The sequence below is a fragment of the Spirosoma knui genome (genome assembly GCF_054780635.1).
This window is the reverse complement of the sequence record NZ_BAAGVY010000010.1, coordinates 166,042-188,811: the sequence shown is the minus strand read 5'-3', so window position 1 is coordinate 188,811 and position 22,770 is coordinate 166,042. Positions and strand designations below refer to the sequence as shown.

Genomic DNA, 22,770 nt, shown 5'->3' with positions numbered 1-22,770 from the left:
AAAAAATGGTGACTACAACCATAACAATGTAACGTGGATTGTTTCTTGCCGCCAACCCAGTTTTTTACGGACGTAACGGTAACCCCGCCCAAACCCGACGCCTTTAACCGAATATAACGTACAGCAGCAGGGTCGTTAGCAAACTAACCAGCCCCTGTAGGGCCGTCAGTACCGTCAGACTTCGGTAAGCATCGGCGGGGGCGATCCCGCTGAACTGCGACACCACCCAGAAGTACGCGTCGTTACTGTGGGAGACGACCATCGCTCCACTGCCTACCGCCATCACCACCAACGTAACGTCAAGTGGCTGCGTGAATCCTACCGCGGTCAGCAGCGGAGCCAGCATGGAGGTTGTAAGCACCATCGCCGACGTTGTTGATCCCTGCGCTGTTTTGAAAAAGGCCGAAATACCAAATGCGAGTACCAGAAACCCTAAGCCCGACACCTGACTTTGCTGAAGCCAGCCGCTGACCAGCGCCGTTAGGGGAGTTGCTTTTAACACCGCGCCAAACGCGCCACCGGCTCCAACCAGAACCAGCGTTGGTCCGCAGTGCGCTACACCTTCCCGAACGCAGGTCAGGAGCTGCTCGGCCCGGTTGTGCGGAAACAGCAGATACGACCAGAACACAGCCAACAGTAGGGCCACCAGCGGATTACCGAGCGTAATAAAGGCGGCCACCACGCCCGTAGTGGCCTCAGGAAACAGGGTTTTAACGATAGACGCTAGCGTAATCAGCAGAATTGGGATGGCGATGGGGCTGAAGGCTAGGCCAGTTGACGGCTGTTCGATTTTCGGAACAGGTTTGAGGTGGGATTCCTGCTGAACGACAATGGCCGCTCCGAAACGGCGACCGAACCACTGGCTCAGCAGGACGTTGGGCAGGCTAACCACTAACCCGATTCCGATCACCAGCCCCAGCGACTCTGTGATGCCCAGATTACCCGCGGCCGAAACCGGGCCGGGTGTGGGTGGAACCAGGGTATGCGTCGCAAACAAACCACCCGCCAGCGCCAGACTAGTCGTTGCGACGGCCGTTTTTGTGCGCTCGGCCACCACCTGCGCCAGCCGGGCCAGAATAATGTAACCTGAATCGCAGAAAACCGGAATGCCGACAATGGCACCAATGACCGACATGGCCAGCGCGGGCTGTTTGTTGCCAAACACGCGTAAGATTGTATCCGCAACGGTTAGGGCCGCTCCGGACCGGTCGAGGATAGCACCGATAATGCAGCCCAGAATAACCATCAGGCCAATCTTGGTCATCAATTCACCAAACCCTTTGCCAATCGTGTCGGCAATCTGAGCCGGAGGCATTCCAGCTGCTAACCCAACGCCAAACGCGGCCAGCAGCAGGGCCAGTAACGGATGCAGCTTGAAAACGGTGGAGCTAACGACAATGAACAGAATGGCAATTAAGACGGTGGCGATAAGAAGCATGGCAGGAGCAGGGATTGTTCAGTAAAGGCAAACCCCGCTAAGCGCTACCTACAGGCCGGTTATTTTCTGCCAGCCGTCGGTTAGAAACAGTGAATTGTGAATGAGTAAACGTGGTTGATTGTCAACCAAATTTGCTTTGTGTGCAACTGTCATCCATTTTTGTGGCCCTAAGCAACCTGTACACAATTCTATATGAAAGAGCAATCACGCCGGGCGTTCGTTAAACGTAGTGTCGCAGCCGGACTAGGTGCTGGCCTGCCAGTTGGCACACTGCCCCTGGGCGCATCCAAAGAACTGTTCGTTCACCACGTTTTATTCTATTTAAAAAATCCGGGCAACAAAGCCGACGAGGCCAAGCTATTGGAAGGGCTGAACAAACTGGCTAAAGTGCCGACGATCAAGCTGGTGCATATTGGCAAGCCAGCCGGCACCACGCGCGCGGTTATCGAGCGGAATTATACATTTTCGTGGTTGTGCTTCTTCGACAGTGCGGCTGATGAAGAGATCTATCAGAAGCACCCAATCCACGACGAGTTTCGGAATAACTATGCCTCGCTGTGGGAAAAAGTCGTTATCTACGACTCAATTGGTCCCAAGCGCTAAGCAACTCATCTAGCATTCACGTTGATTACAGCCAGTGGTTGGTATTGGTAAACTGGTTTACCAATACCAACCACTTTCTATTTGGCACGTACTTCTACTACGTAGGTTTTTTTTGCCTGACCGCTGCCTTCTTCGCCAGTTTTCTTCTCCGAAAACGTTACGTTGGCTTTTCCCACGGTCACCCCTTTGATCAGGAACACAATGGGTCCCGAATCGCCCGTCTGGATAGTTGCAGTGGATTCCGGACCGGGCTGCTTGCGCGTTACGTCGACCACTTCCTGATTGTCGGATGTACCAACGAGCTGGGTCGATCCGTCCCCTGAAGCCGATAGCGTCACTTCTTTTATCTGGCCAACTTCGAGTCGGAGCTTGCTTTGCGGACCGGTTTGGGCGGTTCGGCTACAGGCGCTTACGCTGATCAAAACTATACATATGGTGAATCGGATCGCCCACGCAGGGCTGAACGTCGATTGGGAATTTGACGGAGTGAAGGAGGCATATCGTGTTTTCATACCCTCATAACGAGCCGGTTGGTTCAAAGTTTTTTATGCTCCTGAACGGTCAGCTCACACTCGCCCGACGATGGCTGACGCTACGTTGTTCTACTGGCTCCTTTTGTCGGTTCAAGAGCAGGAAGCCGCACTTCATCGGGACAGCTACTAGAGAGCCTAGGCGCGTCCGCTACTTTCGTTGCGTAATCTTTCTCTTTGAACAACTAAACTCATGAACACCCCCAAAATTCTGTTCGCTACCATGCCCATGGACGGGCATTTCAATCCGTTAACGGGCCTGGCCGTTCACCTGAAACAACAAGGCTACGATGTCCGCTGGTACACGGGTGGTGACTATGCTGACAAAGCCGAACGAATTGGTATTCCTACGTATCGCTTTCAGCAGGCGCAGGTCATCAACCAGGATAACCTGGAGGAACTGTTTCCGGAACGGGCTGCCATCAAAGGAGCAATCGGAAAGATCAGCTTTGACATCAAGCATGTATTTGTGCTGCCAATTACCAATTACATGGCCGACCTGACGGCGATCCGTAAGGAATTTGCCTTCGATATGATGGTCAGCGATGTTGGCTTCAGCGCTATGCAAGTGGTAAAGCACGTGTTTAACGTACCGGTAGTAGGAATGGGCATCATGCCGATTCCGCAGACATCCCGCGATCTGCCGCCCAATGGTTTGGGCTTAACCCCGGATAAGAGCGTACTGGGGCGGCTGAAGCAATCCATTCTGCGGTTTGTTACCAACCAGCTTATGAAAGGACCAACGCAAACGTACAATGAAGTCGTGGGCCAGTTTGGGGTTGAGCCGCAGCAGGACAGTATTTTCGACATCGCCGTACGTATTCCGGATGTGTATTTGCAAAGCGGAACACCAAGCTTTGAATACGAACGGAGCGACCTGAGTTTGAATGTGCGTTTTGTTGGGCCGTTACTGCCGTACGCTTCGGGGGCAAAACGAACGTTTGCGTATCCGGCCAAACTCAATCAATACAAAAAAGTGATTCTGGTTACGCAGGGCACCATCGAGCGCGATGCGGAAAAGCTGCTCGTACCGACGCTTGAAGCGTATAAAGACACCGATACGTTAGTGATCGTAACGACTGGTGGTTCGGGCACCGCAGCTCTCCGGGCTCGTTATCCGCAGGCGAACATAGTGATCGAAGACTTCATCGACTTTAACACGATCATGCCCAAAGTCGACGTATTTGTAACCAACGGCGGCTATGGCGGGGTGTTGTTAAGTGTTCAGAACCGACTGCCGATGGTTGTGGCGGGCGTACACGAGGGTAAAAACGAAATTGCGGCCCGTATCGGCTATTTCAAGCTGGGAGTCAACCTGAAAACCGAAACGCCAAAACCTGCCCAGATCAGAAAAGCCGTTGAAGAGGTCCTGAAACATAATCAGTACAAACGTAACGTAACCCAGCTTAGCCAGGAGTTCAGCGAATACCACCCGAACGAGTTGTGTGAACAATATATCAACAACCTGCTGATGGAGCAAGGTAAAACGGCCCTACTCGACGCTGTAGCGTAAGGCGCTGTTCCGTTAACCATCAGTCCTTTACCCTTTAAAAATCTGCTTCGGCGCGAACGTGGATTTTTAAGGGGTAAAATCATTTCACAGAGGTAGAGGAAAGAGGTGAATAAACACTCAGAATCGGTTAAATTCGTTTCTTTTTAACCAATTGACTCTCGAAACGAAATGACCGACGCACAGCACACTCCGCCCCCAACACGTTACGATGCCATTGTTGTCGGATCGGGTATCAGCGGAGGCTGGTCGGCTAAAGAGCTGTGTGAAAAGGGATTGAACGTATTACTGCTGGAGCGGGGGCGGATGATTGAGCACGTCTCTGACTACCATACAGCGACGAAAGCACCCTGGGAGTTTCCCCATCGCAACCAGCAGATGCCCGATGATCTGCTAAAAAACTATCCCGTCCAGAACCGCACCGGCTTTGCCATCACCGAAGCTACGCACCACCATTTCGTGAACGATCTGGAAAACCCGTACGTCGAAGAGAAACCGTTCGACTGGATTCGGGGCTATCAGGTAGGCGGAAAGTCGCTGATGTGGGGCCGGTATTCGTTTCGCTTCTCCGACCTCGACTTTGAGGCCAATGCCAGAGAGGGAATCGCCGTCGACTGGCCCATTCGGTACAAAGACATAGCGCCCTGGTACGACTACGTGGAAAAGTTCGCCGGTATTGCCGGTGACCGCGACGGGCTGCCGCATTTACCCGATGGGCAGTTTCAACCGGCTTTACCCGATAACTGCGTTGAGCAGCATTTTCGGAAAACCGTAAACGCACAGTATGCCGACCGAAAAGTGATTTCGGCGCGGGCGGCTCACTTAACGGCTCCGACTAAAGAACAGATGGCGCTGGGCCGCGCCAAATGCCAGTTCCGCAATCTCTGCATGCGCGGTTGCCCGTATGGCGCTTATTTCAGTACGCAGTCGGCTACATTGCCCGCAGCCCGACGAACGGGTAAATTAACCGTGCGGCCGCACTCCATTGTTAACTCGCTTATTTACGATGAGCGGAAAGGGCGGGCTACAGGCGTTCGGGTCATTGACGAGCAGACCAGCCAATGGCACGAGTTTCAGGCGAAGATCATCTTTCTGAATGCGTCGGCGCTGGGTTCGACGTTCATCCTGATGAACTCCAAATCGAACCGGTTTCCGAACGGGATGGACGATAGTGGGCAGTTGGGTCATAACCTGATGGATCATCACTTCCACGTCGGCGCTACGGCTGATTATAAACATGATCTGGACAAGGTCTACTACGGCCGGCATCCGGCCGGGCTGTACATTCCCCGATTCCGGAACGTGGGGCAGGATAAGCAGCCGTTTATTCGGGGATACGGGTTTGAAGTCTATACGGGTCGGCAGAACTGGGAACACGCCTACGGAACAGACGGCTTCGGGGCAGACTTCAAGGAGCAGGCAACTCAGTTTGGCGACTGGAAAATCACCCTCGACGCTTTTGGTGAATGTCTGCCTTACTACGACAACAAGGTAACGCTGACCGATGCTGTTACAGATAAATGGGGCCAGCCCGTGTTGAAAATGGATGTGCATTACCGCGAGAACGAATCGCTGATGCGAAGCGATGCGAAAGAACAGGCCGTTCTAATGCTGGAGAAAGCCGGTTTTTCGAATATAGAAGGGTTCGATAGCCAGGCGCATCCAGGCTTGAGCATTCACGAAATGGGTACGGCCCGTATGGGTCACGATCCTAAGAGCTCAGTCTTCAACAAGTGGAATCAGCACCATGTGGTCAAGAATGTATTCTGCACCGATGGAGCAAGTATGACCTCATCACCTTGCCAGAATCCGTCGCTAACGTACATGGCACTTTCGGCGCGGGCGGCAGACTATGCCGTTCGGGAACTGAAGAAGGGAAATCTGTAGTGTTGTCAGGTGAATCATATTGGCTGACCCTGAGCTATTTAGGGGCGTAGCGTGCCGTCTAGGAATGGGGTAAGTAAATACTGAACGTAGCGCCTTGGCCTGGTTGGCTCATTGCGGTTATGGCTCCGCCGTGATTCGCCACAACCTTTTCGCAGATAGCTAACCCGATACCCGTACCGGCAAACTGAGACGAGTTGTGCAGCCGCTGGAACACCTGAAAAATACGGTCGAGATACTTCGGCTCGAACCCTATCCCATTATCCACAATATCGATGCGGTGATACGTTGGCACCTGTCGTGCTGGGGTTACTGAAGGGGGTAAGTCCTCTGCCGATACTAGGTGGGTTTGAATGCGGATAACCGGGGGAACGCCCGGCCGTTGAAACTTCAACGCATTACTTAGTAAATTCAGAAATAGCTGACCCAACTGTGAGTCGTCGCCCTGAACGGTTGGCAACGGATCCATATCTACGATCGCGCCGGTCTCCTGAATCGACAGTTCCAGATCGGCCAGCGTAATACTGAGTACCTGCGCAAGCGACACCGCTTTGGAAGCATCCTGCCGGGTCGAAATGCGAGAGTACATGAGCAGATCTTTAATCAGCGTCGACATGCGATGGGCGGCTACCTGCATGCGTTCCAGATAACGAACGCCGTCGCCCAACTGATCCGCGTAGCCGTTTTTAAGCAGGTCGCCGAACGACTGGATCTTGCGGAGTGGCTCCTGCAAATCATGCGACGCTACGTAGGCAAACTGCTGAAGATTGCTGTTCGAGCGCTGCAAATCCTGATTAGCCGCCGTTAGCTCCGCAGTACGTTGGTTAACCATCTGTTCCAGCGTCTGGGCCTGCGTTTTCTGATCGTCGATATCGGTGCAGGTGCCGAACCATTTCACAATGGCCCCCTGCTCATTGCGCAGAGGAAGCGCACGGGCCAGAAACCAGTGATACACCCCATCGTGACGACGCATCCGGTACTCAATCTGATAGAGCGAACCCGTTGCCAGCGAATGCCCCCAAATCTGCTTTGTCCGATTCCAGTCGTCGGGGTGAAGCACTTTAGCCCAGCCCTGGCCTTTCGACTCGTTGTAGGTTAGCCCGGTAAACTCGTACCACTGCTGGTTGAAAAAGTCATGGGTGCCATCGGGGTACGTGGCCCAGACCATCTGGGGCATAAAGTCGGTGACGAACTTGAACTGGTTGACCATATCCTCAAGCACCTCATTCTGATGAATTAGCTCGTCTTCAACCTGTTTCTGCTTTGACAGATCAACCATAGAGCCGACCATCCGAATCGGTTTTCCGTCCCGGTGAATGGTGTAGCCACGGTCCAGCATATACGCGTAGGTACCATCGGCCTTCCGGAAGCGATACTGATCGGCCCAGTTCTCGCCACCGTGGTCAATAATGGCGTGAATACTTTGCACAACCCGCTCCCGATCGTGGGGGTGGATGAAATTTGACCAGGATTCAACGCCCGGTAACATATCTTCTTTCCGGTAGCCTAACAGGGTCTGGTAGCCTTCGTTCCACCAGATTTCGTTCGTTTCCAGATTCCAGTCCCAGACAATGTCGTGGGTGGCTTTGGCAATCAACTCAAAACGCATTTGACTGGCTTCTACCTGCTGCTGAGCCAGTACCTGTTCCGTTACATCAATGGCGGTGACCAGAATGCCGTACACCGAACCGGCGGTATTCCGCAACGCTTTGTACGAAAAGTCAAAATAGTACGTTCGCAGCGAACCGTCAACTTCCAGGTTGGCGGCAGCAGCCTTGGCCTCGTACGTGTTACCGGTCGAATAGACGTTGTCCAGCAGGCTGCCGAACGGCTGGTTTTTCAACTCAGGCAGCACTTCGGAATGGGTTTTTCCGACAACATCCCGGCCTTTCCCCCAGTACTGAAGCATAATATCATTAGCAACTGCAATGGTCATTTCTGGCCCGGTTAACAGGCAGGTCGCTATAGCAGCTTCTTCCAGCAGGCTTCGAAACCGCTGTTCGTTGGTTTTGAGATGCAGCTGCAATTCCACATCCTTCGTTACGTCCTGAGCTACCCCCGAAAACCTGTATATTTCCCCGGCTTCGTTGAAGTAGCCCTGACCAATAAACCGTACCCACCGCAATACGCCATCGTCGGCCCCAATGGTTCGGTACGTAACGTCATACTGGCCGTTCGATGTAGGGCTAAGAACCTGCTGAACCGCTTCATCTACCCGGCTTGCATCGTCCGGGTGAATAAAGCGAATGGCCTCTTCATAGGTCAATAATCGGTTTTGCGTCAGCCCGAATAACTCACGGCATCGGTCATCCCATTTGACCAGCTTTGTGACCGGGTCCAACTCCCAAACGCCAAGCCGCGCAGCTTTTAAAGCAAAGTCGATGTCTAGCCGCTCGGTGAGTGCTTTGTCAGTTACGGGCATGGGTGGGTCAATCATTAATCAGATTAGTTGGTTGATGAACGGCTACGAATTAAGTTGGTATTGGTGGCTAAAACCAGAGTCGGAGGGAGTAAAATATAGCAGTGGCCTTCAACTTGCCGCCCGCCGTCAAATGAACAGGACCATTTCGATCCGCATATCAGACTAAGAAACACTAAAACTAACAGCTGATTAGTTACTGTTGTTTTTTCGCGCCTGATGGGTGACAAAATTATTCAGATGACTATTCCGGTCCATATCAACTCTTTGCGCTGTAAAAATAATGCGATTGTTGAGATAGACAGAACCCTTTATTCACTTTTAACGGATAAATGGCTATAGGCTGAACCCGCGCATTTCTGATCGCCGGGCTGAGTCACTGCCGAAAAATTACTTTACTCTATGCGTTCAGAAACGAATCAGGAACGGACTAAAATCCGCCGGACGGCCACTTTATATAATCAGCTGGTCAACGGCTTCTGGTCGGTACTAAGCTTCGGCCCCCTGGTTTACTTCTGCGTGGTCGCTATGGAACTGAGGTGGCTATACGTATTCTTATTCATTAGCCTAACAGTAGGCTTTTTGCCCGCTTCTTTTTTCAACCGGCTGCGGCTGGGAAGTACGCTTGTGCCGTATCATAAACTAGGTATTCGGGTAATTCGGAAATACACGCAGGATGGCGATTTCGTCAATGCGCTGATCCGTCGTCGGTTCCCTGACTACAAGTCTGGGCAAACAGTGTCCATCAAAACGCACCTGAGTAAATCAGTTGTTTACGAACGGTTTCACCTAATCTGCCTGCTGTTTTTTGCCTTAACCGCTCTATACGCCCTTGCAAACGGCTTTTGGGGCTGGGCGCTCCTTCTAACGGGTATCAATGCGCTTTACAATGGCTACCCAATTCTACTGCAGCAATACAATCGCTTGCGGTTCGAGTCGCTGAAAAAGCGTCGGCTGTCCAGAGACGTAACTAAAAACTGACGCTCGTAAGAAACGTCTCTACACGCGATCTAACGAGCCGCGCGCCGGTAGAACACAAAGCCATTTTCTTCGCCGGTTTTCTTGATGTCGGGCAGCGAATCGAGGGGCGTGTGCAGTTCACTGGCTTTCTTGATGAACCAGACATCTTTATCAATTTTGCCCCGGAGCAGCCAGTCCATATTGTAATAGTTGGGGTTGGTGACGGGCGGTTTCTGCGTGTAGAAATACGGCCCGTAACTCCGGTAGCCGTAGGTCGTTACGTATACATCCTGTCCCTGTGCCCGCTCGAAGAAGCGCATGGCCGCATCCTGCGAAATGCCTTCGATCCGACCAATAAAAAACCAGAGCGTCAGCGTAATGAACACCGCCATGCCGCCGAACAGCGCAAACATCGCCTGGCTTGTCTCTCGTTTGCTGAACCACCAAAGCGTCAGGATCAACGTAATCAGCAGCCACACGCCCGGCAAAACCTCCCAGCCGGTCCAGTTGATGTTGGCGTTCAGATTACCTTGCGTAAACGCGTCCTGATCGGCAACGGATTTGACCAGGTCCATCCGATGCGCCAGAATGGGCAGGCCAATCGTGGCCAGTACGTAGATTCCGCCGACCAGGAGTAACCCCGCCCGGAACCAGTTAGTAAACGGAAGTTTACGCTCTTCTAACTGGAGCAGCGTCAGAGCCGCCAGATACGTTACCGGGAAGTAGCAGAGCGACGAGTAATGCACAATTTTAGACTGTACCACGCTGAACAGAATCAGCACGACCCAAAACAAAATTAGCATCCAGCGCCGGAACTCGCGTTGGTAGTTACGTTCGAGAAAGAGCGCACCGAATCCCCGCAGGGCGAAAATAGACGCCGGAAAGCAACCCACGAGCAACACAATGAAGTGGTAGCCCGTAAATCCGGCATGGCCCGCGTCGGGCGTGCTGAACAGCCGGATGTTATACGTCAAAAATTCATTCACAAAGGCCGGACCATGCAGGTACGTTTCCAGCCCTCCCCAGGCCAGCGACACCAGCGAAGCAGCCGCCGAAAACAGAATAAATTGCAGGGGTGTAATGAACCACCGAAACCGGCTGAGTATCCAGTACACCAGCATCACCAGACAAACGATCAGGTACGCCACGGGCCCTTTGGTCAGAATGCCCAGACCCAGCACAAATCCGCCAATCGCCAGATACGTCCATTCCGATTTTGGCACCAGTAACGTACTGCTGAGTCGTTCGCGTTTCCAGGACGCAAAAATCAGATTGACCAGTCCAATAAAAATGAACAAATTGAAAAAAGGGTCGATGATGCCCGACCGGAAGTACAGATGGGGTGTAACGGACCCTAAATAGGCCAAAGCCCACAAAACGCCAAAGCGCTGGCCGTGCAGTTTCGCGCCCAGGTTATACAGGTAGATCAACGTAATGATGCCGCAGATGGCGTTCGGTAGCCGGGCCGCAAACTCGTTGGTGCCGAACAGGCTCATCATCAGCGACTGGCACCAGAAAAAAAACGGCGGCTTTTCGTAAAACGGTTTGAAGTCGATGTGTACGCGGAGGTAGTCCTGCAACAGCAGCATCTCCCGCGAACATTCCGCAAAATTGATTTCGTCCCAGTCGAACAGGCGAACGCCCCCCAGAAAGGGAATGAACAATAAGGCGCCCACACCGGCGAATAGTAACGAATAAAATAATTTTTGATTCATTAGCGGCTACGATAACGCTGACAGACCTGGCACACGTTTATGTGCGGGGGCGTAAAAATAGAGGAAAAAAGATTGTGGGGGATTGGCGATATTCGCGCCGACAACCGAAGAGAGTCTTCAGTTTACCGACACTGGCTGGTTTGCTGGAGCTATGAACTAAACGAAAACCCAAGATTCGTTAACCGAAAACTGCTTATGCTCGCTACTCATCGATTTACCGACCTGCCGGCCTACGCGCAGCTTCAGGCGCATTACGATGCCCTAAAAGACCGTCACCTGCGCGACTTATTTGCCGAAGATCCGGATCGGTTCACCAAGTTTTCGCGCCGATTTGACGAGATTCTGCTCGATTTCTCGAAGAATCGGATTACCGAAGAAACGTTTGGCTTACTGCTGCAATTGGCCGAGCAGGCTGGCTTGACCGACGCCATCGGAAAAATGTTTTCGGGCGATAAAATCAACCAGACCGAAGACCGGGCCGTACTGCACGTAGCGTTGCGTAACCGATCGAACACGCCAATTCTGGTCGATGGCGAGGACGTAATGCCGGAGGTCAACGCCGTGCTGGACCGAATGAAATCGTTTTCGGAGCGGGTGCGGTCGGGCGAGTGGAAAGGGTACACCGGTCAAGCCATTACCGACGTCGTGAATATTGGCATTGGCGGCTCTGACCTGGGACCGGTCATGGTGACCGAAGCGCTGAAACCCTACGCAAAAGACGGCCTGCGCGTTCACTTCGTATCGAACGTAGACGGGGTGCATATTTACGAAACGCTGCAAACGGTTCAGCCCGAAACGACCCTGTTCCTGATTGCCTCAAAGACGTTTACGACGCAGGAGACCATGACCAATGCTCAAACCGCCCGGCAGTGGTTTCTGGAAAACGGTGGCTCGGAAGAGGACATCGCCAAGCATTTTGCCGCCCTGTCGACCAATCGCAAGGAGGTAGAGAAATTTGGCATCGATCCCGAAAATATGTTTGGGTTCTGGGACTGGGTAGGCGGACGCTACTCGCTCTGGTCGGCCATTGGTCTGTCAATCGCCCTGTACATTGGTTTCGACAACTTCGAGGAACTGCTGGCCGGTGGACACGCGATGGACCAGCACTTCCGCGATACGCCCCTGGAGCAGAATTTGCCGGTGATCCTGGCCCTCATTGGTATCTGGTACAACAATTTTTTCGGCGCACAGACGGAGGCCATTTTGCCGTACGACCAATACATGCATCGGTTTGCGGCTTATTTCCAGCAGGGTGACATGGAAAGCAATGGTAAATCGGTCGACCGCAACGGCGACCCGGTTGATTACCAGACCGGACCAATCATTTGGGGTGAACCCGGTACGAACGGACAACACGCGTTCTATCAGTTGATTCACCAGGGAACAAAGCTGATCCCCTGCGACTTTCTGGCACCTGCCATCAGCCAGCGGCCCATCGGTGAGCACCATAAAATTCTGATGGCCAATTTCTTCGCGCAGACCGAAGCGCTGATGAACGGCAAAACCGAAGAAGAAGCCGCTGAAGAACTGCGAAAATCCGGCAAAAGCGAAGCCGACGTACAGGCGCTGGCTCCGTTCAAAATGTTTTCGGGCAACCGGCCAACTAACTCCATTCTGTTCAAAAAACTGACACCCCGCACGCTCGGCAGCCTGATTGCACTCTATGAGCATAAAATTTTTACGCAGGGCGTTATCTGGAACATTTTCAGCTTCGACCAGTGGGGTGTTGAACTGGGCAAACAACTGGCGAGCCGAATTTTACCGGAGCTACAGGATGATGCCGATGTGAATACGCACGATAGTTCGACCAATGGATTAATGAACGCCTTTAAGGCACTCCGAAACCAGTAAACCACCCCCAATATTCAAGGGTAAAAACGGTAAAACCTTAATAATATAGTAAATTTATAGGATAATTAGAATATTGCTGAACAAAGCCCGGTAGGGCCTGTTAATGGGGTATATGCGGAGACGTATACACCCCATTTTTTTATAACTCAACGAATACCTTTTAAACGTTATGAAAACTCAAGTTACAATGCTCTCGGTCTGCATGCTCAGTGCGGCACTAGCGTATGGCCAAACCACGACAAATTCGTATTCGACGACCAGTACAGCTACAAATCCAACGTATACGTCACCGGTAACCACCGACAGCACGAACGCAACCAGCAACAGTACGTATTCGACCACGCCGTCGACCGGATCAGACAGTAATGGTTCATCGGGGACGTATTCGACCAACAGTACCGGTACGACCAGTACGATGACGACCACCGATACGTATAGCACCAGCACGAAGCCCGCTAAAGCCGCCAAGGATTACAAAAATTTTGTGTTCGGTATTTACGCGGGTTTAAACACGACCAAGTTTAAGGGCGAAGCGCTTGACGTGAACGGCAACAGTGACGCTCTGACGGGTCGACTGGGTTATCAGGCGGGCTTCTTCGTACGGGGTGGTGGTCGGCTGTATGGCCAGTTAGGGGCTGAATACTTTGCATCAAGTTCCAACTATTTCACCGCTGGTTCGGGCCAGTCTGCCCAGAGCATTCGGGATCAGATCAACATCCAGTACGTACAGATTCCGGTTTACATTGGTTACAAGCTAGTTGAATCGGATCGGGGAATTTCGGCGGTGCGGCTCCAGGTGGGTGTTGAGTACGCAAACCGCATCAGCGCCAACAGTGGTGATTTTAATCTGACGAACGCAGAGATTAAAAGTGGGACGTTCAACGGACTGGGTCAGCTTGGTTTTGACATAGGTCCGCTGCTGATCGATCTGACGTACCATTATGGCTTTAGTAATAGCATAAACGCCGTAAATTCAACCGGTTTTGCTGGTTCGCAACGTCGGATTCTGAGCGCTAGTGTAGGCTTTAAGTTCTAGTAAGCTGAATGTATTAAACTGATGTCGCTACAGACAAAATTGGAATAGTTAAAAACAAAGTGCTCTAGTGGCCTGTTATTGGGGTGTGATTTCGGTCACGCCCTTTTTTTATACAACTCAATGAAATGATAAACGTTATGAAAAAGCAACTTTCACTTCTGGCCCTGGGCCTGTGTGGTTTCGGCATCGTGAATGCGCAAACCACCAACTCGTACTCGACATCGACTACGACCACCAATTCTACCTACAGTGCGTCGCCGGTAACCACCGACAGCTCGAACCGCTCAACAACATCGAACATGAACAACGGTTCGACCATGAATAATGGATCGACGATGAGCAACGGGGCAATGACCAACAGCAGTGGCACTATGGACAATAGTAATAGTACCACTAATGGCACGATGACGAACAGTACGGCGGCACCCGTTTACGGCACTACGACTACCACCACTACTATGACTACCAGCGATAACAACGGTGGTATGTCGACTCAAACGAACCGGCGCGATGATGGTGACCAGCCCTGGGGTAAAGAAGGTAAGTTCGGTATTTATGCCGGGGTTAACTTCTCGCGTTTTGTTAACGAACCCATTCCCGATGGCGCTTACCGTGCAGGCTGGCAGGCTGGTTTATACGGCCGTACAGGGGGTACGATCTTCGGACAGATTGGTCTGGAATACCGGAATTCGACGTCGAACTTAGTACGCACCGGATCTGGCCAAACCACGCCAACCGCTGGTGAAGTTCGCGGCCAGATCGACCAGCACTTCTTGGCGATTCCGGCTTATGTAGGGGTTCGTGTAGGTAGCGCGCTGGGTCTACGTATCCAGGCTGGTGCTGAGTTAGCTTCGTTGGTTGCGGTTGGTAAAAACAACTTCAACTTAGGAAAAGATGACCTGAACCGGACTATCCTGAATGGTCTGGTGGGCGCTGGTATTAACCTCGGACCGCTGACACTCGATGCGCTGTACAACCATGGTTTTGCGAATGTATTTGATAAGGGCGCTGATACAAAACGTAATATGTTAGCCCTGAACCTGGGTTTCCGATTCTAAACCATACCAGTGAATCAACCTTATGAGCTGCTTTCCAACGAAGGCAGCTTTTTTGTTTGGTGGCGGTACTGACTTCTAAAAACAGGCTCTAGAGTTAAATACGCAAACATTAGTCGTATGCGAAGGGTTGTACAAGCGAATGCCGGATTCGGTTTACTCAACGCAACACGTTATGAAAAAATCACTAAAAACGCTCCTCTTCCTGCTGGGTTTGGGCAGCACTGGCTACGTATCTGGCCAAACCAATTCGTACGACGACCGGTACGACCGTAATGATCGGGATAATCGTCCGTCACGTCGCGAAGAACGCCGGGACGATCGGCGTATGGATGACCGCTTCGATGAGCGCCGGGAATATAGGCTCCGAAGCGAAGAAAACCGACGCTACGACAATCGGTACGAAGAACGAATGGGCAACAGCCGCCGGAATGATCGTATGTATGATGAACGCGATTTGAGCCAGGCTTATGATGAAGGTTTTGAAGACGGGCAACGGAGCGTGGAGGTAGAGCAGCGCCGGGAACGGCGGGAGAACTACAAAAACTTTACGTTTGGTTTATACGCCGGAGCCAATTCAACCCGCTTTGAGGGCGAAGATGTAGAGGGCAATACGCTCGCCGGGCGGCTCGGCTACCAACTAGGCTTTTTTGTGCGGGGCGGTGGCCGGGTATATGGCCAGATCGGTGCGGAGTATTTAACGTCAAGTTCTGATTTTTTCCGGGCGGGTGATGGGCAGGTCAATGGCGTAAAAGACATTACGTCGAATGTCGATCAGCAGTATCTGCACATTCCGGCTTATATCGGCGTAAAGCTGGCGCAGTCGGAGCGAGGAGTATCTGCCGTGCGTCTTCAGGTGGGGGCCGAATACGCTACTCCGCTGGGCGTGGGCAACAACGAATTCAACTTCCAGCAGAGCGACTTCCGGGCCGCTACCGTAAACGGGCTGGCTAACCTGGGTTTCGACGCGGGGCCGCTGATGATTGACTTCGTGTATCATTACGGGTTTGCCGACGTTTTGAAGAACGCATCGAACACCAAACGCCGGATTTTGGGCGTGAACATCGGGTTTAAATTTTAAGTAAGGCCATTGATCTTGAAGGCTGCTCACCTGGGCAGCCTTTTTTGTTGACCGCTGTGGGATCATCCCAAGCGGGAGAATGGCCGGATGGCAAAAGAACGTAACTTCGTCTCATGAATACGCTGTTCCCCATTTTTGTTAAGGCTGAGAACCTGCATATCCTCATTGTGGGCGGTGGGTACGTTGGTCTGGAGAAGCTAACGGCCGTATTGGCCAACTCGCCGGAGGCCCGCATTACGCTCGTTGCCCCCGAAATCCGAGAGGAAATCCGGGAGATGGCGGGCCGATATCCGAAACTGGAGTTAGTGCAACAGGCCTACACAGACAGCCACCTGGCTGATAAAGACTTGGTCATTGTCGGGACGAATGACAAGGCGGTGAATCGGCAGGTGCAGCAGGACTGTAAAATTCGTCGCATTCTGGTCAACGTAGCCGACACGCCCGATCTATGCGATTTTTACCTGAGTTCGGTGGTCAAAAAAGGGGATCTGAAAATTGCTATTTCTACTAACGGCAAGTCACCAACGTTTGCCAAGCGGTTTCGGGAAGTGCTGGAAGACATCCTGCCCGACAGTTTACAGGAAACGCTCGACAACCTGATGGCCATCCGCAACCAACTGAAAGGCGACTTTGTGCAGAAAATGGAGAAACTAAACGAGATAACGAAGGTGTTGCGCTAGACAAGGTTTTTCTGTCGAACGCTCATGGATCTTCTCGCCATTTCTGGTAGCCTGCGGGCTACATCAACCAATACGTCTATCCTGCGGGCGGCTGCTGCGCTGGCCGCTCAGGGCGTAACTGTTACGTTGTACGACGGGCTCGACGACCTGCCGCACTTCAGTCCCGAACGGGATGGCGAATACTCGCCCGCGCCAGTAACCCAGTTACGTACCTTACTGCAGCAAGCCGATGCGGTGCTGATCTGCACACCCGAATACATTCATGGTATGCCGGGCGTATTGAAAAACATGCTCGATTGGGTCGTGTCGTCGGGCGAGTTTGTGCATAAACCTGTTGGGGTTATTAGTGCTGGCCCATCGGACACGGGCGGCTCGCGGGCGCACGCATCGCTTACGCACACCCTGGAGGTGATGACCGCTCATTTGACGGAGGAAACGTCGCTGATCATACCGTTTGTCCGCAGCAAGATTAGCGCCGATGGGCAGATCACCGACCCTGAATTGGCTCAGGCATTACGTACCGTACTCGATGGACTGGCCAACGCCGTCGAACAACGCAAACTGGCCAGCCAGAACTAACGTAACGTTCTTTTCCCGTGTATTTAATCTTTATCTGTCATAGTCCTGATTGGCCTAATCAGACTTTCAGTCATTAGATTTACCCCAATTTTATTAGCATTACCTTCGATCAATTGACACAACACATACACGACTTAGCCGAAAAACTCTGGGACTACCATCACACCAACCACACGCTTGAAAAAGCCGATGTTATTCTGGTACTCTGTAGTCATGATACACGGGTAGCCGAACGGGGTGCCGAATTGTTTCTGGAGGGCTGGGCGCCCCTGCTGATTTTTTCGGGCGGACTGGGCGTCATCACCAAGTCAATGTGGGCCGAGCCGGAAGCCGAACTGTTTGCCCGAATCGCTATTGGAATGGGTGTTCCGTCGGAGCGTATACTAGTCGAAAACCGATCCAGCAATACAGGCGAAAATGTGCTATTCACCAAAGAATTGCTTGCGCAACTGAACCTTGACCCGGAAACGTTTATCGTGGTGCAGAAGCCGTATATGGAGCGTCGGAGTTACGCTACGTTCAGGAAGGTATGGCCCGAAAAGTCCGTAATCGTTACGTCGCCCCAGGCATCGTTCGACGAGTATCTGAGCGCCTATTCAAACCCTGAGCTTACCACCGACGACGTTGTGAGTATTATGGTTGGTGATTTACAGCGAATCAAACTGTACCCCGAGAAAGGGTTTCAGATACCCCAGGAAATTCCAGCTGACATCTGGGCGGCCTACGAAGAACTGGTCAACGCCGGGTACAATCGACATTTGGCGGTTAGTTAGCCTACGTTAGTAGTAGAAACGTGCGCGGCCGCGTTTGATGGTAGCGAAAAGAAGCGCGTGTTTTTGTCATTCCTCTTTACGACCGGAATGACAAAAACACGCGCTTCTTTTTTGAGCAAAAAATAGTTTCCTGAGGTTATTCTAGTCGAGATGGTAGATCTCCTTTATGTTTTCCAGAAGTTTGACAAAGTCAATTTGCAGATCGATCAATTTTCCCGAATGAATATCGAAAACCCATCCGTGCACTGAAAGATTTCGGTCGAGCTGGGCTTTTTGTACCTCTGCCGTTTTGAGAACATTTATGCATTGTTCCTCGACATTTAGCTCGACTAATCGTTTGTAGCGCTGTTCTTGATCCTCGATACTATTCAGTTCATCCTTGTGCATCCGATACACGTCGCGGATATTTCTCAACCACGGATTCAATATCCCTAAATCTGCTGATTTCATGGCGGCCTGAACGCCACCGCAATAGTAATGGCCGCAAACCACAATGTGCTTTACCTTCAGGTGTGCTACGGCATAGTTGACTACTGACATTACGCCCAAATCCGTGTTGGGAACCATATTGGCAATGTTTCTGAGCACAAACACTTCCCCAGGCGCTACACCCATAAGTTCTTCGGCTGAAACACGACTATCTGAACAACCTATGTAAAGGATGTCGGGAGTTTGCCCTTTCGAGAGGTCACTAAAATAGTCTGGCTCTACGGCTAACTTTTTTTCAACCCAATTCTGATTGTTCTTGAAGATCTGTGAAATGTCCATTTTATCTCGTTTGTGTTAATCAATGGTTTATCGCTGCTTAGTAGTCAACCCTGGAATAATTCAATTGTTCGGGTACTCACCCACCAGGAGTTGTCACGTTGACAGCTACTCCATTCGCGAAAATTATCCCAATAAAGCGAAAAATCGGCTACGCATTACTTTACGATTGATTGGCCGCAAACACGCCTTTACTCGATACAGCAGCGCGACTCACAACAGTTTAAGTGTTAATCATAACGATTAAATACTTGTGTATGAGCCTGATGTTGCTGAAGAGGAGCAGTAAGAACAGGAGAGTTTGTCATTGTGATCTTACGAAGAAACAACAAAAAACGCGGCTCATAGCTGGAATGAGTCGCGTAAAAAGTTGAGTACTGAAGGGGTTAAAGAGTTAGTTCGACGGCCGGGTCCCAGAACAGGGTTTTAAAATCAACGACTCGATCGTCTTCAACCCGAACGCCTTCATCTTCCAGAAGTTGCTGCATAATGGTTGGACCACCGAAGAAGTGCTTACCCGAAAGAACGCCAATGCGATTGACCACCCGGTGCGCCGGAACATCCTGGCCGTGCGATGCGACCATGGCCCAGCCTACCATACGCGCACCGGCGCGCAGGCTAAGGTAGCGAGCAATGGCCCCATACGTCGTTACCCGGCCTTTGGGTACCTCCCGTACCACCCGGTGCACTTCTTTAAAGTAGTCTTTATCGTCAAGCATAGGCTCAGGAAACGTAAGCGGCAGCCAATCGTATGTCTGACGATTGGCTGCCGCTGATAAAATGGCTATTTCTCTTCGATAGCCTGGGTTAATTGCCCATACCATTCTTCGCCGTAGGCCCGGATCAGCGCTTCCCGCACGAATTTGTAAATCGGTACGTTCAGTTGCTCGCCAAAGCCACAGGCCGGGCTACAAATCGGCCAGCGGTCGTAATTCAACGCGTGAAACGACTCGTATTTAGTGACACGTATGGGGTACAGGTGGCAAGAGATCGGCTTTTTCCAATCTACCTTTCCATCGTTATACGCTTCTTCAATGCCGCATTTCAGGATTCCCCGATCATTCCACGTTGCATATACGCACTCGCGTCCGCCAACGGTGGTGGTTACGTAGCCGCCTTCGCCGTCCGACTCATAACCGCCTTTTTCCTCCAATACGCGAATGCCTTCGGGCGAGAGGTACGGCTTTACGTCTTCGTAGATTCGGTCAAGTATCGCGGGCTCGTCGCCTTCGAGAGGAGCGCCCATGTCGCCCTCAACGCAGCAGGCTCCTTTGCATTTATCTAAGTTGCAGACGAAGAACTTCTCAGCTACATCGTCGCTGATACAGGTATTGTCAATCAGAATCATATACGTAAAGTTACGCAGCCCGGACCAATTTTGAATAGGTATGTCCACGAAAAAGCCGCCCTCGTCCGGAAGGCGGCTTTTTCTGTATCAGGCTAAGCGCAGCAGACAGATCAGAGCTGTTTCACAATCTTGATTTTCTGCCCTTCTTTCACACCAATGTCGGCGAGATTATTCCAGGATTGGATTTGCTCGATGGTTACCCCGTACTGCTTCGAGATCCGGAACATGGTTTCGCCCTTAGCCACGGTATGATACGTCACTTCAGGCTGAGGAGCCGTAGCCGCTGGCCGGGTTGGCTGCGTGCTGCGAGCGCCTGTTGACTTGACCGTTAGCTGCTGACCTGCTTCCAGTACGTTGTTCGTGGTCAGGTTATTGAGGGCCAGTAACTCATCGACGGTTAGCCCGTACAGGCGCGAAATGCTGTAATACGTCTGACCCGGCTCTACCGTGTGCGTACTGGCTGAACGGTTAACGGCCGCTGGTTTCGTAGCTGCTGGCGCAGGAGAGGCAGTAACCTTTGGCTCCGTATTCGTCGGCGTCGATGGAACAGGCTTTGAGTCAACTTTAGTAACAACTGGCGCTGCCGGACGAGGGGGAGCTTTGGTCACGGGTACCGTAACCGACCCATCAGCCTGTTGCTCACGGGGACCTTCATAGGCACTCGACTCGGGCTGAGTGGGTGTTTTCTTAACGGGCTGCGTGCTGGCGTAGGTGTCAGTTGTCTTGGTTGGTTTAGGCGTGTTTGGTTGTTGATCATCATCCATTACCAGAGCCGGAGTTGAAGGGCGACCACCACCGACGCTACTTGCTGACGTAGTTGGCTTCGGCGTAGTAACAGCCGAGCCGGTGTTGGTTGTCGAGACCCGCTCTGGCGTGGTCGCAACGGGAACCGTTTTCGTAGGTACCGGGGCATCGGGTGTGCGCACAATCACAACCCGTTGCGAACCCTCGGTTTCCACCGAACGACTGGTGGTGGGTTGAGCGGGACGGTTCGTAGAAACTGCGGGCTCGGTGCGTGGTGCCGCAGCAGGTTCCGACGTACCATCGTTCGGGGTAACCCCGCCACCTACTAATTTGGGCTGGTAGACTTTACGTTCGGAGGGTGTACGGGGAACATTATCAAAACCACTCACCGGACGGCTCGGACCGGTTGACGCTACGTCGGTTGTACGGGGAGCCGGGGTGGGCGTCTGATCGTAGACGGGTGGCGTTGGTGCGTTGATAACTTCGACGGGTTTGTTCGCTGGCCGCCGTTCCCGCAGCCACATTACCCGGCCTGTTGCCAGTTTCTGCACCCGATCCAGCCGGTTGTACCGCATCAGTTTTTTTAGCCGGATGCCGTACCGCTGCGAGATGCTGCGGGCCGTTTCGCCATCGCGCACGTTATGGAAAGGCACCAGCGCTTTCTTTCGTTTCTTCGCGAGATAGTACACGTCATTGACAATCACCGGATCGCGGTCGCTCATGTCGTTATACCGAAGAAAACTCGACAGGCTGATTTTAGCTTTACGGGATAAGGAAGCCGCATTGTCGCCCGCCTGCGCCTGAATACCGGGCAGTCCGTTGATTTCGTACAGCACAGGATCATTTTTACTGCTAAGGCCCGTTGTTACCCGACGTAGTACCGGGAAGCCTACATCCGTCTGCACAAAGTCTGGTGTTTTTTTGCCGCTGACGTTGACGATTTTTTGGCGTACATCGTTGATCTGATCGCTGACCACGGGAATGGCCATTACGTAGGCTTTATCGGTCGGAACGGCATCACCCAGTACCCAACGGTTGTATTTGCGCAACTCGAACTCGTCAACGCCCAGTTCTTCGGATATAGCCCGCATGGTTTTGCCTCCTCCGTTCGGATACTCAATCAAGGCAAAACGGTTGCTGCTCTGGTGGGTTTGCAGGGCGTTTTCAATAGCCAGCTTGTGGGCGAAAAAGCGAAGAATGTAGCGGTCAGTACGTCCGTCGAGGGCTACTTCACGGGCGTAGGACCAGTCGGGAGGAATCAGTTTAGCAATGCCGCCCGCGCCTAAGTAGTACGAGTACAGCGAAGCGATCCAGTTGTTGAACTGCGTATTGCTTTTTTTGAGGTACTTGGCTGCGCCATGCGTTGAGGCCGAAATACTTTTGCGCTCGTCAATTTCGTCGTCGACCCGCAGGCCGTAATCCGTGGCGGTTTCCCGCTTAAACTGCCAGAAACCAACAGCCGTTGACGACGAGACGGCATCGGGGGTAAGCGAGCTTTCCTGTACGGCCAGATACTTGAAATCGGTTGGTACGTCCTCGTCGATCAGAATGGCTTCGATCATGGGAAAATACAGCGCGACGCGGTCCAGCTTGGCGGTCCAATACTGTCGGTTAGCCAGCAGGGCATTGACATCCTGCTGCACGATACGCCGGGCGTCGGGATCCAAACGTACCGAAATATCGGCGAAGGAGAGCTGCTCCGGCACCGTCGGAACCGACGTTTGTGCAGAAGCGATGTAGCCGATTAAAAGCAGGAAAAGGGTTAGGGGGTACGTAAGTTTTTTCATAAAATAAATCGT

The 22,770-nt window shown here is 52.2% G+C and carries 19 protein-coding genes; 11 read left to right on the top strand and 8 right to left on the bottom strand.

Features of this window, described 5'->3' with window-relative positions:
* Positions 1 to 103 precede the first annotated feature (103 nt).
* Positions 104 to 1,438 (bottom strand): GntP family permease, encoded by a 1,335-nt coding sequence (locus tag ACYVIY_RS20230; RefSeq protein ID WP_460978216.1) that lies wholly within the window; start codon positions 1,436 to 1,438, stop codon positions 104 to 106.
* A 192-nt stretch (positions 1,439 to 1,630) separates the two neighbouring features.
* Between ACYVIY_RS20230 and ACYVIY_RS20225 the strand changes: the two genes are divergently transcribed.
* Entirely contained in the window at positions 1,631 to 2,041 is a 411-nt protein-coding gene (locus tag ACYVIY_RS20225; RefSeq protein ID WP_460978215.1) for a Dabb family protein, read from the top strand.
* A 77-nt stretch (positions 2,042 to 2,118) separates the two neighbouring features.
* Here the strand turns inward: ACYVIY_RS20225 and ACYVIY_RS20220 are convergent, their stop codons facing one another.
* Positions 2,119 to 2,553, bottom strand: a complete 435-nt coding sequence (locus ACYVIY_RS20220) for a hypothetical protein (protein WP_460978214.1) — start codon at positions 2,551 to 2,553, stop codon at positions 2,119 to 2,121.
* Between the two features lie 211 nt (positions 2,554 to 2,764).
* On the opposite strand from ACYVIY_RS20220, the gene ACYVIY_RS20215 reads away from it, so the two are divergent.
* The gene (locus ACYVIY_RS20215; RefSeq protein ID WP_460978213.1) at positions 2,765 to 4,084 is read left to right on the top strand and encodes a glycosyltransferase; all 1,320 of its coding nucleotides are present in this window, start codon (positions 2,765 to 2,767) and stop codon (positions 4,082 to 4,084) included.
* Positions 4,085 to 4,252: 168 nt separating this feature from the next.
* Positions 4,253 to 5,968 (top strand): GMC oxidoreductase, encoded by a 1,716-nt coding sequence (locus ACYVIY_RS20210; RefSeq protein WP_460978212.1) that lies wholly within the window; start codon positions 4,253 to 4,255, stop codon positions 5,966 to 5,968.
* 58 nt (positions 5,969 to 6,026) lie between these two features.
* Here the strand turns inward: ACYVIY_RS20210 and ACYVIY_RS20205 are convergent, their stop codons facing one another.
* Positions 6,027 to 8,402 (bottom strand): PAS domain-containing protein, encoded by a 2,376-nt coding sequence (locus ACYVIY_RS20205; RefSeq protein ID WP_460978211.1) that lies wholly within the window; start codon positions 8,400 to 8,402, stop codon positions 6,027 to 6,029.
* A 384-nt stretch (positions 8,403 to 8,786) separates the two neighbouring features.
* Here ACYVIY_RS20205 and ACYVIY_RS20200 point away from each other — a divergent pair, with 384 nt between their 5' ends.
* Entirely contained in the window at positions 8,787 to 9,365 is a 579-nt protein-coding gene (locus tag ACYVIY_RS20200) for a glycosyl-4,4'-diaponeurosporenoate acyltransferase CrtO family protein (protein ID WP_460978210.1), read from the top strand.
* 29 nt (positions 9,366 to 9,394) lie between these two features.
* On the opposite strand, the gene ACYVIY_RS20195 is transcribed toward ACYVIY_RS20200, so the two are convergent.
* Positions 9,395 to 11,059 (bottom strand): ArnT family glycosyltransferase, encoded by a 1,665-nt coding sequence (locus ACYVIY_RS20195; RefSeq protein WP_460978209.1) that lies wholly within the window; start codon positions 11,057 to 11,059, stop codon positions 9,395 to 9,397.
* A gap of 195 nt (positions 11,060 to 11,254) precedes the next feature.
* On the opposite strand from ACYVIY_RS20195, the gene pgi reads away from it, so the two are divergent.
* From pgi to ACYVIY_RS20160, 7 genes are all read left to right on the top strand, one after another.
* Positions 11,255 to 12,910, top strand: a complete 1,656-nt coding sequence (gene pgi / locus ACYVIY_RS20190; RefSeq protein WP_460978208.1) for a glucose-6-phosphate isomerase — start codon at positions 11,255 to 11,257, stop codon at positions 12,908 to 12,910.
* Between the two features lie 169 nt (positions 12,911 to 13,079).
* Complete coding sequence (locus ACYVIY_RS20185; protein ID WP_460978207.1) at positions 13,080 to 13,946, top strand: outer membrane beta-barrel protein; 867 nt, start codon at positions 13,080 to 13,082, stop codon at positions 13,944 to 13,946.
* A gap of 137 nt (positions 13,947 to 14,083) precedes the next feature.
* Positions 14,084 to 15,004, top strand: coding sequence for an outer membrane beta-barrel protein (locus ACYVIY_RS20180; protein ID WP_460978206.1), 921 nt, complete (start codon positions 14,084 to 14,086; stop codon positions 15,002 to 15,004).
* 172 nt (positions 15,005 to 15,176) lie between these two features.
* A complete protein-coding gene (locus ACYVIY_RS20175; RefSeq protein ID WP_460978205.1) occupies positions 15,177 to 16,082 on the top strand; it encodes a hypothetical protein in 906 nt (301 codons plus the stop codon).
* A gap of 113 nt (positions 16,083 to 16,195) precedes the next feature.
* Positions 16,196 to 16,762, top strand: coding sequence for a precorrin-2 dehydrogenase/sirohydrochlorin ferrochelatase family protein (locus tag ACYVIY_RS20170; protein WP_460978204.1), 567 nt, complete (start codon positions 16,196 to 16,198; stop codon positions 16,760 to 16,762).
* A gap of 24 nt (positions 16,763 to 16,786) precedes the next feature.
* Positions 16,787 to 17,341 (top strand): NADPH-dependent FMN reductase, encoded by a 555-nt coding sequence (locus ACYVIY_RS20165; RefSeq protein WP_460978203.1) that lies wholly within the window; start codon positions 16,787 to 16,789, stop codon positions 17,339 to 17,341.
* A gap of 113 nt (positions 17,342 to 17,454) precedes the next feature.
* Entirely contained in the window at positions 17,455 to 18,114 is a 660-nt protein-coding gene (locus ACYVIY_RS20160) for a YdcF family protein (protein ID WP_460978202.1), read from the top strand.
* Positions 18,115 to 18,255: 141 nt separating this feature from the next.
* Here ACYVIY_RS20160 and ACYVIY_RS20155 read toward each other — a convergent pair whose 3' ends face one another.
* From ACYVIY_RS20155 to ACYVIY_RS20140, 4 genes are all read right to left on the bottom strand, one after another.
* Entirely contained in the window at positions 18,256 to 18,882 is a 627-nt protein-coding gene (locus tag ACYVIY_RS20155) for a carbonic anhydrase (RefSeq protein WP_460978201.1), read from the bottom strand.
* A gap of 383 nt (positions 18,883 to 19,265) precedes the next feature.
* On the bottom strand, positions 19,266 to 19,598 hold the full coding sequence (locus ACYVIY_RS20150) for an MGMT family protein (RefSeq protein WP_460978200.1): 333 nt from the start codon (positions 19,596 to 19,598) through the stop codon (positions 19,266 to 19,268).
* A gap of 65 nt (positions 19,599 to 19,663) precedes the next feature.
* Positions 19,664 to 20,227 (bottom strand): DUF3109 family protein, encoded by a 564-nt coding sequence (locus ACYVIY_RS20145; protein ID WP_460978199.1) that lies wholly within the window; start codon positions 20,225 to 20,227, stop codon positions 19,664 to 19,666.
* Positions 20,228 to 20,337: 110 nt separating this feature from the next.
* Positions 20,338 to 22,758: a LysM peptidoglycan-binding domain-containing protein gene (locus ACYVIY_RS20140; RefSeq protein ID WP_460978198.1), complete on the bottom strand. Its 2,421-nt coding sequence runs from the start codon at positions 22,756 to 22,758 to the stop codon at positions 20,338 to 20,340.
* Positions 22,759 to 22,770: the final 12 nt, after the last annotated feature.

Coding starts and splice junctions, on each gene's coding strand:
- ACYVIY_RS20150 (WP_460978200.1), bottom strand. CDS start 19,598: ATGCTTGACGATAAAGACTACTTTAAAGAAGTGCACCGGGTGGTACGG.
- ACYVIY_RS20215 (WP_460978213.1), top strand. CDS start 2,765: ATGAACACCCCCAAAATTCTGTTCGCTACCATGCCCATGGACGGGCAT.
- ACYVIY_RS20210 (WP_460978212.1), top strand. CDS start 4,253: ATGACCGACGCACAGCACACTCCGCCCCCAACACGTTACGATGCCATT.
- ACYVIY_RS20200 (WP_460978210.1), top strand. CDS start 8,787: ATGCGTTCAGAAACGAATCAGGAACGGACTAAAATCCGCCGGACGGCC.
- ACYVIY_RS20225 (WP_460978215.1), top strand. CDS start 1,631: ATGAAAGAGCAATCACGCCGGGCGTTCGTTAAACGTAGTGTCGCAGCC.
- ACYVIY_RS20165 (WP_460978203.1), top strand. CDS start 16,787: ATGGATCTTCTCGCCATTTCTGGTAGCCTGCGGGCTACATCAACCAAT.
- ACYVIY_RS20155 (WP_460978201.1), bottom strand. CDS start 18,882: ATGGACATTTCACAGATCTTCAAGAACAATCAGAATTGGGTTGAAAAA.
- ACYVIY_RS20230 (WP_460978216.1), bottom strand. CDS start 1,438: ATGCTTCTTATCGCCACCGTCTTAATTGCCATTCTGTTCATTGTCGTT.
- ACYVIY_RS20140 (WP_460978198.1), bottom strand. CDS start 22,758: ATGAAAAAACTTACGTACCCCCTAACCCTTTTCCTGCTTTTAATCGGC.
- ACYVIY_RS20195 (WP_460978209.1), bottom strand. CDS start 11,059: ATGAATCAAAAATTATTTTATTCGTTACTATTCGCCGGTGTGGGCGCC.
- ACYVIY_RS20220 (WP_460978214.1), bottom strand. CDS start 2,553: ATGAAAACACGATATGCCTCCTTCACTCCGTCAAATTCCCAATCGACG.
- ACYVIY_RS20180 (WP_460978206.1), top strand. CDS start 14,084: ATGAAAAAGCAACTTTCACTTCTGGCCCTGGGCCTGTGTGGTTTCGGC.
- ACYVIY_RS20205 (WP_460978211.1), bottom strand. CDS start 8,402: ATGATTGACCCACCCATGCCCGTAACTGACAAAGCACTCACCGAGCGG.
- pgi (WP_460978208.1), top strand. CDS start 11,255: ATGCTCGCTACTCATCGATTTACCGACCTGCCGGCCTACGCGCAGCTT.
- ACYVIY_RS20170 (WP_460978204.1), top strand. CDS start 16,196: ATGAATACGCTGTTCCCCATTTTTGTTAAGGCTGAGAACCTGCATATC.
- ACYVIY_RS20145 (WP_460978199.1), bottom strand. CDS start 20,227: ATGATTCTGATTGACAATACCTGTATCAGCGACGATGTAGCTGAGAAG.
- ACYVIY_RS20175 (WP_460978205.1), top strand. CDS start 15,177: ATGAAAAAATCACTAAAAACGCTCCTCTTCCTGCTGGGTTTGGGCAGC.
- ACYVIY_RS20185 (WP_460978207.1), top strand. CDS start 13,080: ATGAAAACTCAAGTTACAATGCTCTCGGTCTGCATGCTCAGTGCGGCA.